Source organism: Chryseobacterium sp. CT-SW4 (assembly GCF_048572715.1).
Classification (GTDB): Bacteria; Bacteroidota; Bacteroidia; order Flavobacteriales; family Weeksellaceae; genus Chryseobacterium.
In genome coordinates this window covers 1794661-1814447 of record NZ_CP183840.1, presented here as the reverse complement: position 1 = coordinate 1814447, position 19787 = coordinate 1794661, and the positions used below count along the sequence as shown (strand labels likewise).

At 37.5% G+C, this 19787-nt stretch carries 19 protein-coding genes; 11 read left to right on the top strand and 8 right to left on the bottom strand.

The genetic code is table 11. The features are described 5' to 3' along the window. The first annotated feature begins 1 nt into the window (after position 1). The 7 genes from hisD to hisIE are packed head-to-tail and all read left to right on the top strand — an operon-like array spanning position 2 to position 6045. Complete coding sequence (hisD, locus tag ABJ974_RS08245; protein WP_419870908.1) at positions 2-1297, top strand: histidinol dehydrogenase; 1296 nt, start codon at positions 2-4, stop codon at positions 1295-1297. Then, positions 1284-2306 carry a histidinol-phosphate transaminase gene (hisC, locus tag ABJ974_RS08240; protein ID WP_419870907.1) on the top strand — a complete coding sequence of 341 codons (1023 nt, stop codon included), beginning with the start codon at positions 1284-1286 and terminating at the stop codon, positions 2304-2306. The genes hisD and hisC overlap by 14 nt, the downstream gene beginning before the upstream one ends. A 6-nt stretch (positions 2307-2312) precedes the next feature. Beyond that, a complete protein-coding gene (gene hisB / locus ABJ974_RS08235; protein WP_419870906.1) occupies positions 2313-3407 on the top strand; it encodes a bifunctional histidinol-phosphatase/imidazoleglycerol-phosphate dehydratase HisB in 1095 nt (364 codons plus the stop codon). Position 3408: 1 nt separating this feature from the next. Further along, positions 3409-3987, top strand: coding sequence for an imidazole glycerol phosphate synthase subunit HisH (gene hisH, locus ABJ974_RS08230; protein ID WP_419870905.1), 579 nt, complete (start codon positions 3409-3411; stop codon positions 3985-3987). Positions 3988-3990: 3 nt separating this feature from the next. Further along, complete coding sequence (hisA, locus tag ABJ974_RS08225; RefSeq protein WP_419870957.1) at positions 3991-4713, top strand: 1-(5-phosphoribosyl)-5-[(5-phosphoribosylamino)methylideneamino]imidazole-4-carboxamide isomerase; 723 nt, start codon at positions 3991-3993, stop codon at positions 4711-4713. Further along, entirely contained in the window at positions 4706-5458 is a 753-nt protein-coding gene (hisF, locus tag ABJ974_RS08220) for an imidazole glycerol phosphate synthase subunit HisF (RefSeq protein ID WP_419870904.1), read from the top strand. Before hisA ends, hisF begins: the two co-directional genes overlap by 8 nt. Then, the gene (gene hisIE / locus ABJ974_RS08215) at positions 5455-6045 is read left to right on the top strand and encodes a bifunctional phosphoribosyl-AMP cyclohydrolase/phosphoribosyl-ATP diphosphatase HisIE (RefSeq protein ID WP_419870903.1); all 591 of its coding nucleotides are present in this window, start codon (positions 5455-5457) and stop codon (positions 6043-6045) included. Before hisF ends, hisIE begins: the two co-directional genes overlap by 4 nt. Before the next feature lie 43 nt (positions 6046-6088). Here hisIE and ABJ974_RS08210 read toward each other — a convergent pair whose 3' ends face one another. The 8 genes from ABJ974_RS08210 to ABJ974_RS08175 form a co-directional block, all read right to left on the bottom strand. Further along, a complete protein-coding gene (locus ABJ974_RS08210; RefSeq protein ID WP_419870902.1) occupies positions 6089-7273 on the bottom strand; it encodes a M28 family peptidase in 1185 nt (394 codons plus the stop codon). Between the two features lie 102 nt (positions 7274-7375). Continuing rightward, the gene (locus ABJ974_RS08205) at positions 7376-8554 is read right to left on the bottom strand and encodes a M28 family peptidase (protein WP_419870901.1); all 1179 of its coding nucleotides are present in this window, start codon (positions 8552-8554) and stop codon (positions 7376-7378) included. Between the two features lie 116 nt (positions 8555-8670). Continuing rightward, the gene (rplT, locus tag ABJ974_RS08200; RefSeq protein WP_419870900.1) at positions 8671-9015 is read right to left on the bottom strand and encodes a 50S ribosomal protein L20; all 345 of its coding nucleotides are present in this window, start codon (positions 9013-9015) and stop codon (positions 8671-8673) included. A gap of 124 nt (positions 9016-9139) precedes the next feature. Further along, positions 9140-9337: a 50S ribosomal protein L35 gene (gene rpmI / locus ABJ974_RS08195; RefSeq protein WP_419870899.1), complete on the bottom strand. Its 198-nt coding sequence runs from the start codon at positions 9335-9337 to the stop codon at positions 9140-9142. Between the two features lie 155 nt (positions 9338-9492). Next, a complete protein-coding gene (locus tag ABJ974_RS08190) occupies positions 9493-10320 on the bottom strand; it encodes an alpha/beta fold hydrolase (protein WP_419870898.1) in 828 nt (275 codons plus the stop codon). Between the two features lie 372 nt (positions 10321-10692). Continuing rightward, a complete protein-coding gene (gene infC / locus ABJ974_RS08185) occupies positions 10693-11193 on the bottom strand; it encodes a translation initiation factor IF-3 (protein WP_419870897.1) in 501 nt (166 codons plus the stop codon). Positions 11194-11294: 101 nt separating this feature from the next. Then, entirely contained in the window at positions 11295-13214 is a 1920-nt protein-coding gene (thrS, locus tag ABJ974_RS08180; protein ID WP_419870896.1) for a threonine--tRNA ligase, read from the bottom strand. A 473-nt stretch (positions 13215-13687) separates the two neighbouring features. After that, complete coding sequence (locus ABJ974_RS08175; RefSeq protein ID WP_419870895.1) at positions 13688-15232, bottom strand: hypothetical protein; 1545 nt, start codon at positions 15230-15232, stop codon at positions 13688-13690. Positions 15233-15378: 146 nt separating this feature from the next. Between ABJ974_RS08175 and ABJ974_RS08170 the strand changes: the two genes are divergently transcribed. Genes ABJ974_RS08170 through leuB form a run of 4 tightly spaced genes read left to right on the top strand, consistent with a single transcriptional unit; the run spans position 15379 to position 19744 of the window. After that, positions 15379-16542 (top strand): 2-isopropylmalate synthase, encoded by a 1164-nt coding sequence (locus ABJ974_RS08170; protein ID WP_419870894.1) that lies wholly within the window; start codon positions 15379-15381, stop codon positions 16540-16542. Between the two features lie 44 nt (positions 16543-16586). Further along, positions 16587-17975, top strand: coding sequence for a 3-isopropylmalate dehydratase large subunit (gene leuC / locus ABJ974_RS08165; protein ID WP_419870893.1), 1389 nt, complete (start codon positions 16587-16589; stop codon positions 17973-17975). Between the two features lie 49 nt (positions 17976-18024). After that, on the top strand, positions 18025-18633 hold the full coding sequence (gene leuD / locus ABJ974_RS08160; protein ID WP_419870892.1) for a 3-isopropylmalate dehydratase small subunit: 609 nt from the start codon (positions 18025-18027) through the stop codon (positions 18631-18633). After that, entirely contained in the window at positions 18620-19744 is a 1125-nt protein-coding gene (gene leuB / locus ABJ974_RS08155) for a 3-isopropylmalate dehydrogenase (protein ID WP_419870891.1), read from the top strand. The genes leuD and leuB overlap by 14 nt, the downstream gene beginning before the upstream one ends. Positions 19745-19787: the final 43 nt, after the last annotated feature.

Genomic DNA, 19787 nt, shown 5'->3' with positions numbered 1-19787 from the left:
TATGTATATAGACAGATACCCCCCGAAAGAAAACTGGATCAATTTAGTGGACCGTCCGGTAATAAAAAAAGCAGAGATTTCTAAAATTATTACGGAGATCTTTTCCAAAGTAGAGCAAAAAGGAGATCAGGCCTTATTTGATTTCAGCAAACAATTTGATGATGCTGAAATCAAAAGCCTGGCAGTTTCTCAGGATGAAATTGAAAAAGCTGGCGAACTGATTAGTGATGATCTCAAAAAAGCTATCCAGAAGGCAAAAGAAAATATCGCGAAGTTCCACTCTTCCCAGCAAAATGAAATACAAAAAATTGAAACCACCAAAGGAGTAACATGCTGGAGAGAATACAGAGGAATAGAGAAAGTCGGGATCTACATTCCCGGAGGTACGGCACCCTTATTTTCTACGGTGCTTATGCTAGCTGTCCCGGCTCAGATTGCGGGATGTCAGGAAATTATCCTTTGTACACCTCCGGATAAGGAAGGTAACGTAAACCCTGCTATTTTGTATACGGCACAGTTATGCGGAGTTACCCAAATATTTAAAACAGGGGGAGCCCAGGCAATAGCTGCCATGACATTAGGCACTGAAACCATTCCCAATGTTTATAAAATCTTCGGACCGGGAAACCAATATGTAGTAGCCGCTAAAGAATTTGCATTAAACTACGGAGTAGCTATCGATATGCCGGCCGGTCCCAGTGAAGTACTTGTTATTGCAGATCAGCAGGCGTTTCCGGAATTTTGTGCAGCCGACCTGCTTTCACAGGCAGAACACGGAAGCGACAGCCAGGTGGTATTTATTGCAACGGACCTAAATGTTTTTAATAAAACCATTGAAGAAGTAAATAAACAGTTAAAAAGCCTTCCGAGAAATGAATTGGCTAAGCAGTCTTTAAACAACAGCCGTTTCATTTTAATGGAAACTATTGAAGAAGCCCTGGAATTTAGTAATACATACGCCCCCGAACACCTTATCCTGGCTATAGAAGATTTTGAAGAAGCCATTCCCCTCGTACAAAATGCAGGCTCCGTTTTTCTGGGAAATTATTCATGTGAAAGTGCCGGAGATTATGCGAGCGGAACCAATCACACCCTCCCGACCAATAAGTTCGCCAAAAATTATAGTGGGGTTTCACTCGATAGTTTCGTCAAAAAAATTACATTCCAGCACCTTTCTAAAAAGGGATTGCAGTGCTTAGGGAAAACTATTGAAGTAATGGCAAAATCAGAAGGGCTTACCGCTCACAAAAATGCAGTATCCATCCGTTTAAAACAAATTAATAATGAAGCAGTTTAATATCCGCAGCCTGGTACGTAAAAACATATTGGAGCTAAAACCATACACCAGCTTTCGGGATCAGAATGAATTTGATAATCCTGTCCTGCTGGATGCTAATGAAAGCCCTTTTGGGGAATATAACCGTTATCCGGACTCCACTCATAAAGAGATCAGACAAAAGCTTTCCCAGCTGAAAAACATTTCAGCGGAACAAATAGCCCTTGGAAACGGAAGTGATGAACTCATCGATTTGATTATAAGAATATTCTGTGAACCCAAAGAAGATTCCATAATGATGATGGATCCGTCATTTGCCATGTATGCTTTTTATGCATCTATAAATGAAAATAAAGTCATAAAGCTTCCTTTGAATGAGGATTTTGAAATCGAAAAACAGGAATTTCTTTCCATTATCAATAAAGTGCAGCCAAAAGTTTTCTTCTTATGCTCTCCGAACAATCCTACGGGAAACAGCACGGAAGACATAGAATTTTTCTTACAGAATTTTAGCGGGATAGTAGTGGCGGATGAAGCCTATATAGAATTTTCAAATAAAAAATCATCGCTGGAGCTGTTAGAGAAATATCCTAACCTGATTGTTCTTCAGACCTTCTCCAAAGCATGGGGAATTGCTGGTGCGAGAGTTGGAATAGCCTATGCTTCAAAAGAAATAATACAATTGATGTACACTGTAAAAGCACCCTACAACGTGAATGCCCTAAGCCAGCAGTTTGTATTGAAAAGTCTTGAGAATTTGGATCAGTTCAGGCAAAATCTGGATAATATCAATGCTGAAAAAGAGTGGCTTATTGATGAATTTAAAGCCATAGAAAGCATTACCAAAATATATCCTACCGATGCCAACTTTTTCCTGATAGAATTTAACGATGCGGAAAACATTTATAACAAGCTGTTGGATAAAGAAGTTTTAACCAGTAAAAGAACTCCTTATATACCTAATTGTCTTCGGATCAATATCGGAAACAGAGAAGAAAATATCCAGCTTATTCAGGCCTTAAAAAATTAAAACACTATGAAAAAAGTATTATTTATAGATCGCGACGGAACTTTAATTATAGAACCGCCGGTTGACTTTCAGGTAGATTCTCTCGAAAAACTGGAATTTTATCCCGGAATATTTCAAAACCTTTCAAGAATAGCCAAAGAATTGGACTATGAACTGGTGATGGTGACCAATCAGGACGGCTTAGGGACAGATAGTTTTCCCTATGAAGACTTTATCGGACCTCATGAAAAAATGATGAAAGCATTCGAGGGGGAAGGTATTTTCTTTTCCGATGTTCTTATAGACAAAAGCTTTGAACATGAAAATCTTCCTACCAGAAAACCTGGTACCGGAATGATGGGAAAATACATCCACGGAGATTATGATCTTGCCAATTCGTATGTCATCGGAGACCGGATTACAGATATACAACTAGCTAAAAACCTGGGTGCAAAAGCTATTTTAATAAGTAAAGACCAGGATGAAGATGCTGAGCTTACCACTACCGATTGGGCAGATATTTATCAACTTCTTAAAAAAGCTCCCCGTAAAGCGAGCGTTATAAGAAAAACCAATGAAACCCAGATCGAAATAGAAGTTAATCTCGACGGAAAAGGAAATTCTGAAATTTCAACAGGACTTCATTTTTTTGATCATATGCTGGAGCAGATCTCACGACATGGAAATCTGGACCTAAAGATTAAAGTGGATGGAGACTTACAGGTAGACGAGCATCACACCATAGAAGACACGGGAATTGTCCTGGGAGAAGCGATCTTAAAAGCTTTAGGAAAGAAAAAAGGAATTGAAAGATATGGCTTTCTCCTGCCTATGGATGATTGCCTGGCCCAGGCCGCGATTGATTTTGGAGGAAGACCTTGGATCGTCTGGGATGTAGATTTTAAAAGAGAAAAAATTGGAGATGTTCCTACGGAAATGTTTTTCCACTTCTTCAAATCCTTTACAGATTCTTCAAAATCCAATCTTAACATCAAAGCCGAAGGAGACAATGAGCATCATAAAATAGAATCCGTTTTCAAAGCTTTTGCCAAAGCCATTAAAATGGCAGTTAACCAATCCGATCAAAACTTTAATTTACCTTCCACAAAAGGAAGCCTATAATATGATTGCCATTATAAAATACAACGGAGGAAATGTAAATTCCGTACAGAATGCACTGAACCGTCTTGATGTAAAATCGGTGATTACAGATGATCCCGAACTTATTCAAAAAGCAGATAAAGTGATATTTCCCGGAGTAGGAGAAGCCTCTTCCACGATGAACTTACTGAAAGAGAAAAAGCTGAACCTCCTTATTCCTGAACTCAGGCAGCCGGTTCTCGGGATATGTCTGGGAATGCAGCTTATGTGTAAAGACAATGAAGAAGGAAATACAACAGGAATGGGCATATTTGATATCAGCGTAAAAAGGTTTCCTGCTAAAGGAATCATTCCTCATATGGGCTGGAACACCCTTTCGGACTGTACATCTCCGCTTTTCCAGGGAATTGAAAAAGAAAATGATGTCTATTTTGTACACAGTTATTATTGTGAATTATCAGCCTATACCACTTCGGTGTGCGATTACCTGCTGCCGTTCAGTGCTTCTTTACAGAAAGATAATTTCTTTGCTACCCAATTTCACCCGGAAAAATCGGGAAAGACAGGAAATCTTTTACTTAAAAACTTTTTAAAATTATAAATGATGAAAATAATTCCCGCTATTGATATAATTGAAGGTAAATGCGTACGCCTATCCAAAGGAGATTACAATACCAAAAAGGTTTACAATGAAAATCCCGTGGAAGTAGCAAAAGAATTTGAAGATCACGGCATTAAGTACCTTCATTTGGTAGATCTGGACGGAGCAAAATCCAAACATATTGTCAATCAGAAAGTATTGGAAAATATTGCCAGAGAAACCTCATTACAAATTGATTTCGGAGGTGGCTTAAAGACAGAGAAAGATATTGAAACTGCTTTTAATTCAGGGGCTCAACAGATTACCATTGGAAGTATCGCCATACAGGATCCGGAATTCTGCTACAACATCATCGGAAAATACGGATCAGAAAAAATTATCCTGGGTGCCGACTGTGAAAACAGGAAAATAAAAACTTCGGGCTGGCTGGAAGAAAGTAATACGGAAGTAGTAGACTTTATCGAAGGCTATAAGAAAAAAGGAATTAAATATGTGATCTGCACTGATATCTCAAAGGATGGAATGCTGGCAGGACCTTCCCGGGAACTGTATGAAGAAATTATCGGTAAAACATCAGTACAGTTAATTGCCAGTGGCGGGATTTCAGGCATTGAAGATGTCTATGCCATGAAAGAAATAGGATGCTCCGGAACCATTATCGGGAAAGCCATTTACGAAGGAAAAATTCAGCTGGATGAACTTAAAAAATTAATTGAAAATGCTTAAAAAAAGAATTATCCCTTGTTTAGATATTAAAGATGGAACCACGGTAAAAGGGATCAACTTTGAAGGATTACGCAATGCCGGAGATCCGATAGAATTGGCCAAAAAATATGAAGAACAGGGAGCTGACGAGCTTGTTTTCTTAGATATCACAGCTACTATCGAAGAGCGCAAAACCTTTGCACAGCTGGTGAAGGAAATTGCTGCGGAATTAAGTATTCCCTTCACTGTAGGAGGGGGCATCTCGTCTATTGAAGATGTAAGAAAGCTCTTGGAAGCTGGTGCTGACAAAATAAGCATCAATTCTTCAGCTGTAAAAAATCCCGGTCTTATTTACAATTTATCCAAAGAGTTCGGGAACCAGTGTATTGTGGTGGCAATCGATACCCGGTGGGTTAACAATGAGGACTGGGTGCACATCAAAGGAGGAAGAGAGATTACAACATTGAAAACATTAGAATGGGCCAGACAGGCGGAAGACTCCGGAGCCGGAGAAATTCTTTTAACTTCAATGGATGGAGACGGTACAAAAAATGGGTTTGATATAAGGATCACTAAGCTTATTTCAGAAAATGTGAATATTCCGGTTATAGCCTCAGGAGGAGCCGGAAAAATGGAAGATTTCACAGAAGTATTTAATAAAACCCAGGCTACCGGAGCATTGGCTGCCAGTGTTTTTCACTTCGGAGAAATTCATATACAGGATTTAAAACAAGAACTCAAATATCAAAATATAGAAATACGATGAAAATAGATTTTAAGAAAATGAATAACCTCGTTCCGGTCATTATTCAGGATGACAGAACATTACAAGTGCTTATGCTTGGATATATGAATGAAGAAGCCTTTGAAAAAACAAAAGCGGAAGGCATTGTCACTTTTTTCAGCCGTTCCAAAAACAGGCTCTGGACCAAAGGTGAGGAGTCCGGTAATTTTCTGACTGTAAAAAGTATGGTTGAGGACTGCGATCAGGATACGATATTGATTAAAGTAATTCCCACCCATGTTGTCTGCCACACCGGAAGTTTCAGCTGCTTTGGAGAAAAGGAGGACAAAGGCTTTTTATATGAGCTGCAAACTAAGATATCCCAGCGCATAGATGATAAGGTGGAGGGCTCTTACACTTACTCCTTATTTCAGAGAGGTATCAATAAAGTAGCGCAAAAAGTAGGAGAGGAGGCTGTAGAAGTGGTGATAGAAGCTAAAGATAATAATGATGATCTTTTTAAAAATGAAGCGGCCGATCTGCTGTATCACTTTCTGATTTTATTAAAAGCTAAAAACTTCAGTTTAGAGGAAATTGAGGAAGTATTAAGAAAACGTGATCAGAAATAAAGCCTGTAAAAACAGGCTTTTCTCTTTTAAACAGGTATAAGAATTATTTATCTATTACTATTTTTCTTACTGTTTCCTGATCATTTACCGTAATGATTCCCCAGTAAACTCCTTCGGGAATATGGGAAACATTGATGGATTTTTTATTCTTGGTTTCTATTAAAGTATTTCCGGTAAGATCAACAATTTTAACCTTTAAGTTATTGACCTTTAAAGAACTGGGAATCTGGATCAAAACGTTATCTTTAACAGGGTTAGGATAGATTTTTACAGATGACAGGGGAGAAGCCGGAATTTCCTCAACCCTTAAAGTATTGGTAGCAGTACTTGCTACGGCAAAATGCTGGATAGCTCCAACGCTTGCTTTTCCTATATTGTATACATATACGGGATCTAAATTTGCAAATGTATCATTAGCAGTATGAGGATACGGACTCTGGACTTTTTCATAATATCCGGTAATAACGGCACCTTTTCTCTCAAAAGGAATATAATCCGTATTCTCTGCACGGTCTATGGCTGTTTTAAGAGGAGAATAGAGAGTCGTGCATTTAATAAGCTCCTGTAATGCTACCGTTGCAGCTGCATTATTGGTGGTAACTCCGCCCTGATCCTGATCACAGTAAACCGTATCATTATTGCTGCCTGATTTTCCGCCTACTTCATCAATGTTAAATACAAGCTTTATATCAAGTTGTGGTCCATTACTCGGATAAGCGATCGTATTAACGTAATGGCTGCTTCCTATAAGCCCTTGCTCTTCCCCGGAAAAATGAATGAATTTAATAGAATATTCCGTCGGGATATCTTTTAATATTCTGGCCGCTTCAAGAAGAATAGAGGTTCCGCTTCCGTTATCATTAACTCCGGGTCCGTATATACTGTCAAAATGCCCGCAGACTATTACATAAGTGTTGGGATAAGTAGTTCCGGTTTTGGTAATAATTAAATTTTTAGAAGTCGAATTACCATACGTAAATGAATCTTCTTCCATCTGACTCACGGAATATCCGTACGACAAATATTTGTTTTTGATCCAATTGAAAGTATTGGTATTGTTAACCGATCCGGTGGTTTTTACACCTAAACTTTCAAACTGCTGTAAGTTAGATGTAATATTGGCTTGTGACACCAGATTCACTCTGTCCTGATAAGCCTGAATAAAATTTTGGCCATGTACATGTAATACTATTCCCGAAAATAGTACAGAAATAATTAATTTTTTCATTGTATAATATTTTTAAATAGTTCGGTGTTTTTACAAATATATATAATAAAAAAATCCTAAACAATAGTTCAGGATTTTGTATTTTGATAAAAATATTGAATTTTATTTATTAACAATAATCTTTTTGGTTGTACTCAACTCATCCGTTTTTACCGTACATAAGTATACTCCGTTGGCCAATCCGGAAACATTGATTTCTTTCTTGTTTTCCGTTTTTAATAATGAGCGTCCTGATAAATCAGTAATTTCAATACTGAAATTGGTTTCTTTAGACCATTCGATCTTCAGTATATCCTTAACCGGGTTTGGATAAATTTTTAAAGATTCTGAAGATTTCGAAATTTCATCTGTGGCTAAGGTAGCCGAAGTAGCTACCGCAAAATGCTGCAATGCTCCCACCGCAGCCTTTCCTACATTATAAACGTATACAGGATCTACATTGGCAAACGTATCATTGGCGGTATGCGGATAAGGACTCTGAATATTTTCATAAAACCCTGTAATTACTTCTTTCTTCGCTTCAAAAGGCATATAATCGGATGAATATGCTTCAGAAATTACCGTTTGAAGGGGAGAGTAGAGTGAAGTACAGGTAGCGAGCTGCTGGGTGATCAGATTGGATTCGGCATTATTTTCCGTTTGTCCTCCGTTATCTCTTTCACACTTGATCGTATTATTGTTATTCCCCGACTTTCCACCTACCTGATCCAGGTTGAATACTAATTTAATATCGATCTGAGCCACGTTATTCTGATAGGCTACATTATTCACATAATGGTTGCTTCCATATAAGCCCTGTTCTTCCCCTGAAAAATGTATAAACTTAATAGAATACTCTGTAGGAATATCTTTTAGAATACGGGCAGCCTCCAGAAGAATGGAAGTACCGCTTCCGTTGTCATTGACACCAGGTCCATTAATACTGTCAAAATGAGCGCAAATGATCACGTACGTATTAGGATAAACGGTTCCTGTTTTGGTAATGACCAAATTTTTAGAATTGATCGTCGTTCCCAGATAGCTGAAAGAAAAAGGATCTTCAGAGATCTGGCTGACTGAATATCCGTAAGAAAGATATTTATTCTTGATCCAGTTCAGCGCATTGTCATTATTGGCAGTTCCCGTAGTTTTAATACCAAAGCTTTCAAATTCCTGCAGGCTGGTTGTAATATTGGTTTGTGAAACCATATTAGCTCTGTTCTGGTAGGCTTGAATAAAACTTTGAGCCTGGGTGGTACCAATGGTAAAAGAAAGAAGTACAAGAGTAGTAATTTTTTTCACTTATCTATCAATTTAATGTATTTGTTATATTTTCGACAGTAATAACTTAACAAATGTACTAATAAAAAAATCCCGGGCAAAACCCGGGACTTATATTGATAACAAAAAATTCTACATTATTTTACTTGATCTACAACAGCTTTGAAAGCTTCAGGGTGATTCATTGCTAAATCTGCTAAAACTTTTCTGTTAAGCTCAATGTTGTTCTTTTTAAGAGCTCCCATAAACTGAGAGTAAGACATTCCGTGTTCTCTAGTTCCCGCGTTGATACGAGTAATCCAAAGAGCTCTGAAATTTCTCTTTTTCTCTTTTCTTCCGCGGTAAGCATATTGCATTGCTTTTTCTACCGCGTTTTTAGCTACAGTCCAAACGTTCTTTCTTCTTCCGAAATAACCTTTAGCTTGCTTTAAAACTTTTTTTCTGCGAGCTCTTGAAGCTACTGCATTTACTGATCTTGGCATAATTTAAATTGTTTTTTTGAAAAGGGCGGTAATCTGTCTCATTACACTTAGCTGCTCCATTTCAGGGTTAAAAATTCTGAATTTTGTTTTAATTCCTATAAACCGAATATTTGATTTATAAAAACTACTTAATTGCTAATTGACGTTTAACACTTTTTTCGTCCACTGTAGCAACATAAGAAGTTTGCGTAAGATTTCTCTTCTGCTTAGTTTCTTTCTTAGTTAAGATGTGGCTTTTGTAAGCGTTTTTTCTTTTGATTTTACCGCTTCCGGTAAGAGCAAAACGTTTCTTAGCACCTGATTTCGTTTTTAATTTTGGCATTGTATTGCTTTTTTATTGTTTTGTTATCAATATCTTTTTGGGTATTCCTCGTCAATTAGGAATAATAGTCCGCAAAATTACAAAAAAAAGTTGAATTATATCATAAAAAAGCAGCAAACATTCAATGTCTGCTGCTTCAGTAATTTTTGTATTAATTAAGATTTAAAGAAGTCCAAGAGATCTTTATTAATAGTTTCTGCTTCTGTAGTAGGCATACCGTGAGGGAATCCCGGATAAGTAATCAGCTTACTGTTTTTAGCCAGTTGAGCAGACTTTACACCTGCATCTTTGTAAGGCACAATCTGATCGTCTTCTCCGTGCAATACCAATACCGGTAAATCTACGGCTTTAAGATCCTCTGTAAAATCCGTTTCGGAGAAAGCTTTCACACAGTCATAATGGGCTTTGATAGACCCCATCATTCCCTGTCTCCACCAGTTTCTACGGATTCCTTCCGATACATCAGCTCCCTCTCTGTTGTAACCATAGAAAGGAAGGGTAATATCGATATAGAACTGAGCTCTGTGGTTCGCAGTATTATAACGGATATCATCAAATACAGAAATAGGTGTTCCTTCCGGATTGCTTTCACTTTTTACCATAATAGGAGGAACAGAGCTTATTAATACAGCCTTGGCAACTCTCCCGTTATTATTTCCATACTTTGCTACGTAGCGGATAACTTCACCACCTCCGGTAGAATGTCCAACGTGGATAGCATCCTTCAGATCCAGATGCTCTACAAGTTCTGCAACATCAGATGCATAAGTGTCCATATCGTGTCCTGTGTCTACCTGAGAAGATCTTCCGTGACCTCTTCTGTCATGAGCGATTACTCGGTATCCTTTTTCTAAAAAGAAAAACATCTGTGCATCCCAATCGTCTGCCGACAGAGGCCAACCGTGATGAAAGAATACGGGCTGTCCTTTTCCCCAATCTTTGTAATAAATTTCCGTACCATCTTTTAATGTGAATGTACTCATAAGTGTAGTTTGTGTTTGTTGATAAATATGATCTGTCAGGAACTCTTCCTGATTATATTATTAGTTGATAATAAAGATTAAAGTTAGTGAGTTTTATTCAATAAATATTACATAATTGAAATAAATTTTTATTGAATAGTAAGGTTTTTAATATTTTCATTCATCATAATTGAGAAATATTGAAAAAGAAATTGTGTTTTATATTGTTTAGTTCCTTACAAATTTAGCAGAAAAAGAACAGGATGTTTCATTGCACAGGATGGTTTAAACATTATTTAACATTCCCGTAAAGAACCGTTAAAATAAAAAATCCTCAAACTTGGTTTGAGGATTTCATATTCTAAAGTATAGATGTAAATCTTAGTTAATAGACTATTTAATTGCTTTTTTAGGACTCATCATCATAATCATTCTTTTTCCTTCCAGCTTAGGAAGCTGATCTACTTTTCCGACATGCTCCAGTTCCTGGGCTAACTTTAAAAGCAGGATTTCCCCCTGGTCTTTAAAGATAATCGAACGTCCTTTAAAAAATACGTAGGTTTTTAATTTAGAGCCTTCTTCAAGGAATTTTTCAGCATGCTTCTTTTTAAATTCATAATCATGGTCATCGGTCTGAGGTCCGAAACGGATCTCTTTCACCACCACTTTTACCTGCTTAGCTTTAAGTTCCTTCTGCTTTTTCTTTTGCTCATACAAGAACTTTTTATAGTCCAGTATTCTAGCAATAAAAGGTTCTGCTTTATCCGAGATTACTACTAAATCCAATTCCTGATCTGCAGCAATTTGTTTTGCCTTATCAATTGGGTAAACTCCCGGTTCTACGTTGTCGCCCACTAAACGAACTTCTCTTACTCGAATTTTGTCGTTAATCATGTGTGCGTCCTCCTGTTGTGGACGTCTCTGTGGGCCCCTGTTGTTAAATCTTTGTGCTATTGTATTAAATTTTATTGGTTAATTCTTATTTTAATGAGCTATTAAATAGCTGCTTCTTTTTTAAAATAGGCAACGAAGTCTTCTGTAGTCATGGTTCCAAGATCGCCTTCGCCACGTCTTCGTACAGAAATTGTGCCATTTTGCTCTTCATTTTCTCCTACTACAAGCATGAAAGGAATCTTCTTTAATTCAGCATCACGGATCTTTTTACCCGTCTTCTCATTCCTCTCATCAATTTGACCACTAATATCGTTATTTTCTAAAAATTGTGAAACTTTTTTTGCATAATCTACATATTTTTCACTAATCGGTAAAATAATATACTGATCCGGGCTTAGCCATAAAGGAAAATCTCCTGCCGTATTTTCAATCAAAATAGCAATAAAACGCTCCATAGACCCGAATGGTGCTCTGTGAATCATCACCGGTCTGTGCTTTTCATTATCGCTTCCGATATAATGAAGATCAAATCTTTCCGGTAAGTTATAATCCACCTGAATTGTTCCAAGCTGCCATTTTCTTCCTAAAGCATCTTTTACCATGAAATCCAGCTTAGGACCATAGAATGCTGCTTCACCATATTCCACTACAGTTTTAAGGCCTTTCTTTTCAGCCGCATTGATGATTGCATTTTCTGCTTTTTCCCAATTTTCATCACTGCCTATATATTTATCTCTGTTTTCAGGATCTCTTAAAGAAACCTGGGTTACAAAATCTTCAAAACCTAAAGACTTGAATACATATAGAGTTAAATCAATTACTTTTTCAAATTCTTCAGAAAGCTGATCCGGAGTACAGAAAAGGTGAGCATCATCCTGAGTAAATCCACGAACCCTGGTCAATCCGTGAAGTTCTCCACTTTGCTCATATCTGTAAACAGTTCCGAATTCCGCATATCTCTTAGGTAAATCCCTGTAACTCCATTGTGAAGTTTTATAAATTTCACAGTGGTGAGGACAGTTCATCGGCTTAAGAAGAAACTCTTCACCTTCATTGGGTGTTTTAATAGGCTGGAAGCTGTCTGCTCCATACTTATCCCAGTGTCCTGATGTTACATATAATTCTTTGGCTCCGATGTGCGGAGTCATTACAAATTCATAGCCTCCTTTTTTCTGAGCTTCAGATAGGAAATTTTCTAATTTTTTTCTCAAAGCAGCTCCTTTTGGCAACCATAACGGAAGACCTGCACCTACCTTTTCAGAGAAAGCAAAAATTCCTAATTCTTTTCCTAATTTTCTGTGATCTCTTCTTTTAGCTTCCTCCAGTAATTCCAGATATTCTGTCAGTTCTTTCTGCTTAGGGAAGGATATACCGTAAACTCTGGTTAACTGAGGGTTTTTCTCATTTCCTCTCCAATAAGCCCCTGCTGCATTTAAAATCTTAACCGCTTTTACAATTCCTGTATTAGGAATATGTCCTCCACGGCAAAGGTCTGTGAAGTTATCATGAGTTACAAAAGTGATTTCTCCATCATTAAGATTTGAGATCAGTTCTACTTTATAAGGATTGTCAGCATATACTTTTAATGCTTCTTCTTTAGAAACCGGATACAGAGAGAAAGTCGAACCTTTCTTTGCATTTTCCAGCATCTTTTTTTCAATTTTTTCAAAATCCTTTTCAGATAGGCTTTCGTCACCAAAATCTACATCATAGTAGAATCCGCTTTCAATAGCCGGACCGATCGTCAACTTAGCATTAGGATAAAATTCCAGGATCGCCTGCGCCAGAAGGTGGGCAGAAGAATGCCAGAAAGCTTTCTTTCCAAGATCATCATTCCAGGTTAATAATTGTACGGTGGAATCCGTCGTTATAGGTGTGGTTATTTCTACTTGTTTACCGTTAACAATTGCGGAAATGGTATTTCTAGCCAATCCCTCGCTTATAGATTTTGCCACATCTAAAGGAGTTACTCCTTCATCGAATTCTTTGACACTATTGTCTGGAAGTGTAATTTTTATCATGTTTTTACTAAGAAATTTAATATGCAAAAATACGGATTTTTTATTTAAAATAGAAGTTTAATGTATATTTGGAATTACAATTATGATCCAACCACAAAAAATATCTTCACCTTTTTGTGTCTGTTAATTTTCACTTTAGGTTTTTCACAAAATAACACTTCAAAATTTTCCGTTTCCTTTCACAAAAATATGGAAACTTAATTTCTTGCGGAAATACCCTCAGCAAAGCATAGAGAGCTGATTAAAGACTTTAAAATTTTTAAAATCAAAGAATGTTCCGTCTGCCAGTCTTACAGGTGCTCAAAAGCCGGAAGATTATCTTCTTAAAACAACCTGCCGGAAGAGAAATTAAAAGAATATAATGCAGACAGAAACCGATACAAAACATTTGGAGATTTCGTACCTGATCTTCTGGAAGTTTTTGAAAACAGCAATATGAATTTTATACAGTAAACTAAATAAAAACTGAAATATTAACTTTTCCTCTTATACTTTACTTTCTGCTTGATAACTTCTATGACATCCAGATTATAAACTTTGGATTTTACCCAGCCATGAATATCAATATATAATAGTGATCTTCTGTAATACTCATTTTCGGAAAATTCATCCAGCTGTTCATTAAATTCTTCAAATGCTTTCTGTTTCTTATCGGGAACAAGATTATTTAGTTCTTTAAAAAAGGAAATACTGGTAAAATGAAACTCTCCCGGCTTCTTCATTTTGAGGGCGAATTTTGAAGTAGCCTTTATAAAATCATCATAATCTTCATCTATGCCGGATTCGTATTTGGACATCAGGATCAGGATACGGGTATGAAACAGAAGGTCTTCCTGGACATTGCCTTTGGATTCGATGATCTTCATAGCATACTGAATGGACTGACCGAATTTTTTACTCCCGAAAAACATCGCTGCCATTTTCAGATAAAGGATCATAAAATGGTGTTCATCTATTTTATCCCTAAACTTTTCCATCTTAAGCTCCAATTCAGGAATAAGCTTAGTTCCGCTAAAGAATTCCCCTTTTATAAAATGAATGTTCATTAACGTATTATACTGGGTCACAAAAATAAGAGACTGAAGGTTTTCATTCTGGTTGAAGTGGGGTGAATGTACCATTTTACTGAACTTCTCAAAGTGTTCCTCCAGAATATCTATATTTCCGTATAAAAAAAGAATTTTCAGCAGATAGTTATTTCCTTTCACATACCATACGGGATGGCTTATGATCATCTCAGGATTTTCATGGAACAGTCCCACCCACTGATAGGCGTACTTCACCGTATATTTATAGTCCTGTAAAAGCTGGTTTTTCCATACCTGTGCTTTAAAATACCAGAGTTTTTCTGTAAAATTCAGTTTACTAAGCTCAATTTCTTTAATATGGGAATGAAAGAGTTCTAATATTTTTTCGCGTTCTTCATCACTTTTTACATAGCCGTGAATAAGCATTTCACTGTATAATTTCAGGGAAAGATTGGACAGTTCCGTCGTATAGGTATTCTGCCTGCTTATTTCTCTGGACTGTTGTATAAGCTCATCCGCCCGGCCTTCTATACTTCTTGTAATAAACTGGGATTCAATTACTTTCTCAAGGTCTATGATTTCTGAGGCAATGGTTTTCTCATCCAGCTCAAGGGCGGCTTGTTTGGCTTTATCCAATATTTTAAGAGCCTGTTTATAAAGTCCTTTTTGGTATAAAATATTAGCAAAATCCAGCTGTTCACGGAGTTGGATCCGGTAATTCTGGTGACTTGGGTTCATACGGAGACTTACCAGAATCTGTTTATAAAGGTGGGCTTTAAGATTGGATAATTGCTGCTTGGTAGATATCTTTTTCTCGATGATTATATTTTCATCGTATTCCTTCATTTTGTCCATCTCGGAAAATAATAATAGAAATTTGGCATCTACATTTATTCCCAAACGGTTGACATATAGCTTGAATTGTCTTTTTTCGGACGTGGTAAGGGACTTAATCAGCACAAATAAAAAATCTTTCTGTAATTCTGCCATTGTAATTTACAAACATTTAATAAATTGATTTACAGCTACTTGAATTTAAAATTTAATTCTTTGAATATTGTAATTTCCAGAAAATTTAAACATAAAAAAATAACTCAAATCTTAGTTTTGAATCAAAATTACATAAAAACATCATTATGAATTCTGAAAAAATTGAAATTTTTGATACGACATTGAGAGACGGAGAACAGGTGCCGGGGTGCAAACTGAATACAGAACAGAAGTTGATCATCGCTGAAAAACTCGATGAATTGGGAGTGGATGTAATTGAAGCCGGATTTCCTATTTCAAGTCCTGGCGATTTTTATTCGGTTTCAGAAATTTCAAAACTAGTAAGAAATGCAAGGGTATGCGGATTAACCAGGGCCAATAAAAAAGATATTGAGGCCGCGGCAGAAGCGTTAAAATATGCAAGAAGACCCAGAATCCATACAGGGATCGGAACATCAGAATCACACATCAAATATAAATTTAATTCCACAAGGGAAGATATTATCGAAAGAGCCGTTCAGGCCGTAAAGTATGCCAAAAGCTTTGTAGAAGATGTAGAATTTTACGCTGAAGACGCAGGAAGAACAGATAATGATTTCCTTGCCAGAATTTGCGAAGAGGTAATTAAAGCAGGAGCTACCGTCCTTAATATCCCTGACACCACAGGATATTGTTTGCCGGAAGAATACGGAGCGAAGATCAGATACCTGAAAGAAAATGTAAAAGGTATCGATAAAGCCATTCTTTCATGCCATTGTCATAATGATCTAGGGCTGGCTACTGCTAATTCCATCGCAGGTGCCATCAATGGAGCCCGCCAGATAGAATGTACCATAAACGGGCTTGGGGAAAGAGCCGGTAATACGGCCTTGGAAGAAGTGGTTATGATTTTCAGACAACATAAAGACCTGAATTTACATACCGGTATCAATTCCAGAATGCTGAATAATATGAGCGGAATGGTTTCCGACTTAATGGGTATGACGGTTCAGCCCAACAAAGCTATTGTGGGAGCAAACGCCTTCGCACATAGCTCCGGTATTCACCAGGACGGTGTTATTAAAAACCGTGAAACATACGAGATCATTGATCCTGCTGACGTAGGAGTTAATGAATCTTCCATTGTCCTTACGGCAAGAAGCGGAAGATCAGCCCTGGCATACAGATTTAAACATATCGGTTTTGATGTTACTAAAAATGACCTTGATTTCCTTTACAAAGAATTTTTAAAAGTAGCGGACGTCAAAAAAGAGATAAATAATGAAGATCTTCACGTCATTATAGAAACATTCAGCAGAAAGATAGTATAGGAGAGAAGACAGATATATTTATCATAACCAGCAGTAGAAATAAAATGAATAACAGTAAAAAAACACTTTTTGATAAAGTCTGGGATGCACATGTGGTGGAAACCGTTCCGGATGGTCCTCAAATTATTTATATTGATCAACATCTTATCCACGAAGTAACAAGCCCACAGGCTTTTGCCGAACTGGAATCAAGAAACCTCAAAATTTTCAGACCTGAGCAGGTAGTCGCTACCGCAGATCATAATGTTCCGACACTAAACCAGGAGCAGCCTATCAGGGATGAACTATCGAGAAACCAAATTCAGCAGCTTACGGAAAACTGTAAAAAAAATAATATTGAACTGTTCGGTTTGGGACATCAGTACCAGGGCATTGTACATATTATTGCTCCTGAATTGGGAATTACCCAGCCGGGAATGAGCATTGTATGTGGAGACAGCCATACTTCCACTCATGGTGCTTTCGGAGCGATAGCTTTCGGAATAGGTACAAGCCAGGTGGCACAGGTTTTCGCCAGCCAGTGCTTATTGCTGAACAAACCAAAATCCATGAGGATTACTGTGAATGGTAAACTGAATCCGAATGTTCAGCCTAAGGATGTTATATTATATATCATTTCTAAAATAGGAACTGACGCAGGAACCGGCTATTTCTGTGAATATGCAGGCCAGGCTTTCGAGGAGATGTCTATGGAAGGAAGAATGACCGTATGTAATATGAGCATAGAAATGGGAGCACGGGGTGGAATGATAGCCCCTGACGAAACCACCTTCGAATATGTAAAAGGAAGACAGTTTGCGCCAAAGGGAGAAGAATGGGAAGAAAAACTGGAATACTGGAAAACCCTACCTACAGATCAAGATGCCGTTTTTGATAAGGAATTTACTTTTGATGCAGGGGATATTCAGCCTATGATCACTTACGGAACCAATCCGGGGATGGGAATTTCTATGTATGATTCAATCCCGGCACCTCAAAATGAGTCTGAAGAAAAAGCCTTGAAATATATGGGTCTGGAAGCAGGACAGTTTCCTTCCGATATTAAAGTGAACTATGTATTTATCGGGAGCTGTACCAATGCAAGGATAGAAGATTTCCGTTCGGCGGCACAATATATTAAAGGAAAAAAGAAATCTGAAAATATTAAAGCTCTTATTGTTCCGGGATCACAGCTGGTGGTAAAGCAGATCTATGAAGAAGGTTTGGATAAAATCTTTACGGAAGCAGGTTTCCAGATCCGTCAGCCCGGATGTTCTGCCTGTCTCGCGATGAATGATGATAAAATTCCTGAAGGAGAATATTGCGTATCCACTTCCAACCGGAATTTTGAAGGAAGACAGGGGCAGGGGGCACGAACTATTTTAGCAAGCCCATTAACAGCTGCTAAAGTGGCTATTGAAGGAAGGATTCCCGCATTCGGAAATTTGAATTAATAGCTTTAAATCATTAAAATAAATACTAAAAAACACCTTAACCGAGCATATGCAAAAGTTAACATTAATACAATCTCAAGCGGTACCATTACCTGCTGAAAATATAGATACGGATCAGATCATTCCTGCCAGGTTTTTAAAAAGTATTGATAAAACCGGATTTGGAAACAACCTGTTCAGAGACTGGCGTTATAATGTCCATACCCATGAGCCTAATCCTGATTTCGTTCTTAATAAACCTGAATATAAAGGTGAAATCCTGGTGGCAGGAAATAATTTCGGGTGTGGAAGCAGCAGGGAACATGCGGCATGGGCTTTGACCGATTATGGATTTAAAGTAGTGGTATCAAGCTATTTTGCAGATATTTTTAAAGGAAATGCTTTAAATAACGGCTTGCTTCCCGTTAAAATTTCAGAAGGATTTTTAAAAGAAATTTTAGCTTCTGTCACCGATCATCCGGAAACCTCAATTACCGTGAACGTGGAAGATCAGTCGATCACATGTAACGGAAAAACAGAAAACTTTGAATTGGATCCTTATAAAAAAATATGTCTGATCAACGGTTATGATGATATCGACTTTCTGATCAGTAAGAAAGCATCCATCGAAGAATTTGAGCAGAAAACAAAAACACAAAAGATATATGAGCAACAATAATTTTAAAATAGCCGTTCTTCCGGGTGACGGTATCGGGCCGGAAGTAACCCAGGAAAGTGTAAAGATCCTGAACGTTATAGGAGAAGTTTTTCACTATAACTTTCAGTTTGAATACGGAAGTATGGGAGCCGAAGCCATTTTTAAAACAGGAAATCCACTTCCTGACGAGACATTGGCAATTTGCAAAAATTCCGATGCCGTATTATTCGGTGCTATTGGTGACCCGTCTTTCGACAATAATCCCGATGCGAAAGTACGGCCGGAACAGGGACTTTTAAAACTAAGGAAAGAATTAGGTCTGTTTGCTAATATCAGACCGCTGAAAACTTATGCGTCCCTTCTCAAGAAAAGTCCTTTAAAACAGGAAATTATTGAAGGGACGGATATTCAGATTTACAGGGAGCTTGTAAGCGGGATTTATTTCGGGGAAAAGTATACGGAAGAATCAGGAGCTTATGCATATGACGTCTGCCAGTACAGCAGGGAAGATATAATTCCCATAGCGCACATGGCTTTCCAGGATGCCAGGAAACGCAAAAAAAAGCTGACTCTTATTGATAAAGCCAACGTACTGGATACTTCCAGATTATGGAGAAAAGTAAGCCAGGAAATTGCTGCGGAATATCCTGAAGTTCAGCTGGATTATATGTTTGTGGATAATGCTGCCATGCAGTTGATTTTAAATCCGAAACAATTCGATGTAATTCTGACAGAAAATATGTTTGGGGATATCATTTCTGATGAAGCCAGCGTGATCGGAGGATCCATAGGATTATTGCCGTCCGCATCCATAGGAAAGGAAAATGCTTTATTTGAGCCAATTCACGGTTCTTATCCTCAGGCCAAAGGAAAGGGAATTGCTAACCCTGTGGCTTCTATTTTAAGTACAGCTATGATGCTTGACTATTTAAAACTGGAAGGAGCTGCCAATAAATTAAGACAGGCCGTGGAACATTCTATTGAAAACCGCTATGTAACGGTAGATCTTAATTCAGATAACCATTATTCAACCAATGAAGTGGGAGACTTCATTGCAGATTATATCAGATATTCTGAGAAATCTTACTATAATTTTGAAAATGTCCAAATTGGAAAGTCCACAATCGTATGATTGTTTAATTAGTTATTTAATTTTTTTAAAACAAAAAAGGTAT

Bases quoted from the DNA above. Each gene is read 5' to 3' on its own strand.
- leuB (WP_419870891.1), top strand. From the start codon at position 18,620: ATGAGCAACAATAATTTTAAAATAGCCGTTCTTCCGGGTGACGGTATC.
- ABJ974_RS08170 (WP_419870894.1), top strand. From the start codon at position 15,379: ATGAATTCTGAAAAAATTGAAATTTTTGATACGACATTGAGAGACGGA.
- hisC (WP_419870907.1), top strand. From the start codon at position 1,284: ATGAAGCAGTTTAATATCCGCAGCCTGGTACGTAAAAACATATTGGAG.
- hisIE (WP_419870903.1), top strand. From the start codon at position 5,455: ATGAAAATAGATTTTAAGAAAATGAATAACCTCGTTCCGGTCATTATT.
- rpmI (WP_419870899.1), bottom strand. From the start codon at position 9,337: ATGCCAAAATTAAAAACGAAATCAGGTGCTAAGAAACGTTTTGCTCTT.
- ABJ974_RS08175 (WP_419870895.1), bottom strand. From the start codon at position 15,232: ATGGCAGAATTACAGAAAGATTTTTTATTTGTGCTGATTAAGTCCCTT.
- hisH (WP_419870905.1), top strand. From the start codon at position 3,409: ATGATTGCCATTATAAAATACAACGGAGGAAATGTAAATTCCGTACAG.
- hisB (WP_419870906.1), top strand. From the start codon at position 2,313: ATGAAAAAAGTATTATTTATAGATCGCGACGGAACTTTAATTATAGAA.
- hisD (WP_419870908.1), top strand. From the start codon at position 2: ATGTATATAGACAGATACCCCCCGAAAGAAAACTGGATCAATTTAGTG.
- hisF (WP_419870904.1), top strand. From the start codon at position 4,706: ATGCTTAAAAAAAGAATTATCCCTTGTTTAGATATTAAAGATGGAACC.
- leuC (WP_419870893.1), top strand. From the start codon at position 16,587: ATGAATAACAGTAAAAAAACACTTTTTGATAAAGTCTGGGATGCACAT.
- rplT (WP_419870900.1), bottom strand. From the start codon at position 9,015: ATGCCAAGATCAGTAAATGCAGTAGCTTCAAGAGCTCGCAGAAAAAAA.
- infC (WP_419870897.1), bottom strand. From the start codon at position 11,193: ATGATTAACGACAAAATTCGAGTAAGAGAAGTTCGTTTAGTGGGCGAC.
- hisA (WP_419870957.1), top strand. From the start codon at position 3,991: ATGAAAATAATTCCCGCTATTGATATAATTGAAGGTAAATGCGTACGC.
- thrS (WP_419870896.1), bottom strand. From the start codon at position 13,214: ATGATAAAAATTACACTTCCAGACAATAGTGTCAAAGAATTCGATGAA.
- leuD (WP_419870892.1), top strand. From the start codon at position 18,025: ATGCAAAAGTTAACATTAATACAATCTCAAGCGGTACCATTACCTGCT.
- ABJ974_RS08210 (WP_419870902.1), bottom strand. From the start codon at position 7,273: ATGAAAAAATTAATTATTTCTGTACTATTTTCGGGAATAGTATTACAT.
- ABJ974_RS08190 (WP_419870898.1), bottom strand. From the start codon at position 10,320: ATGAGTACATTCACATTAAAAGATGGTACGGAAATTTATTACAAAGAT.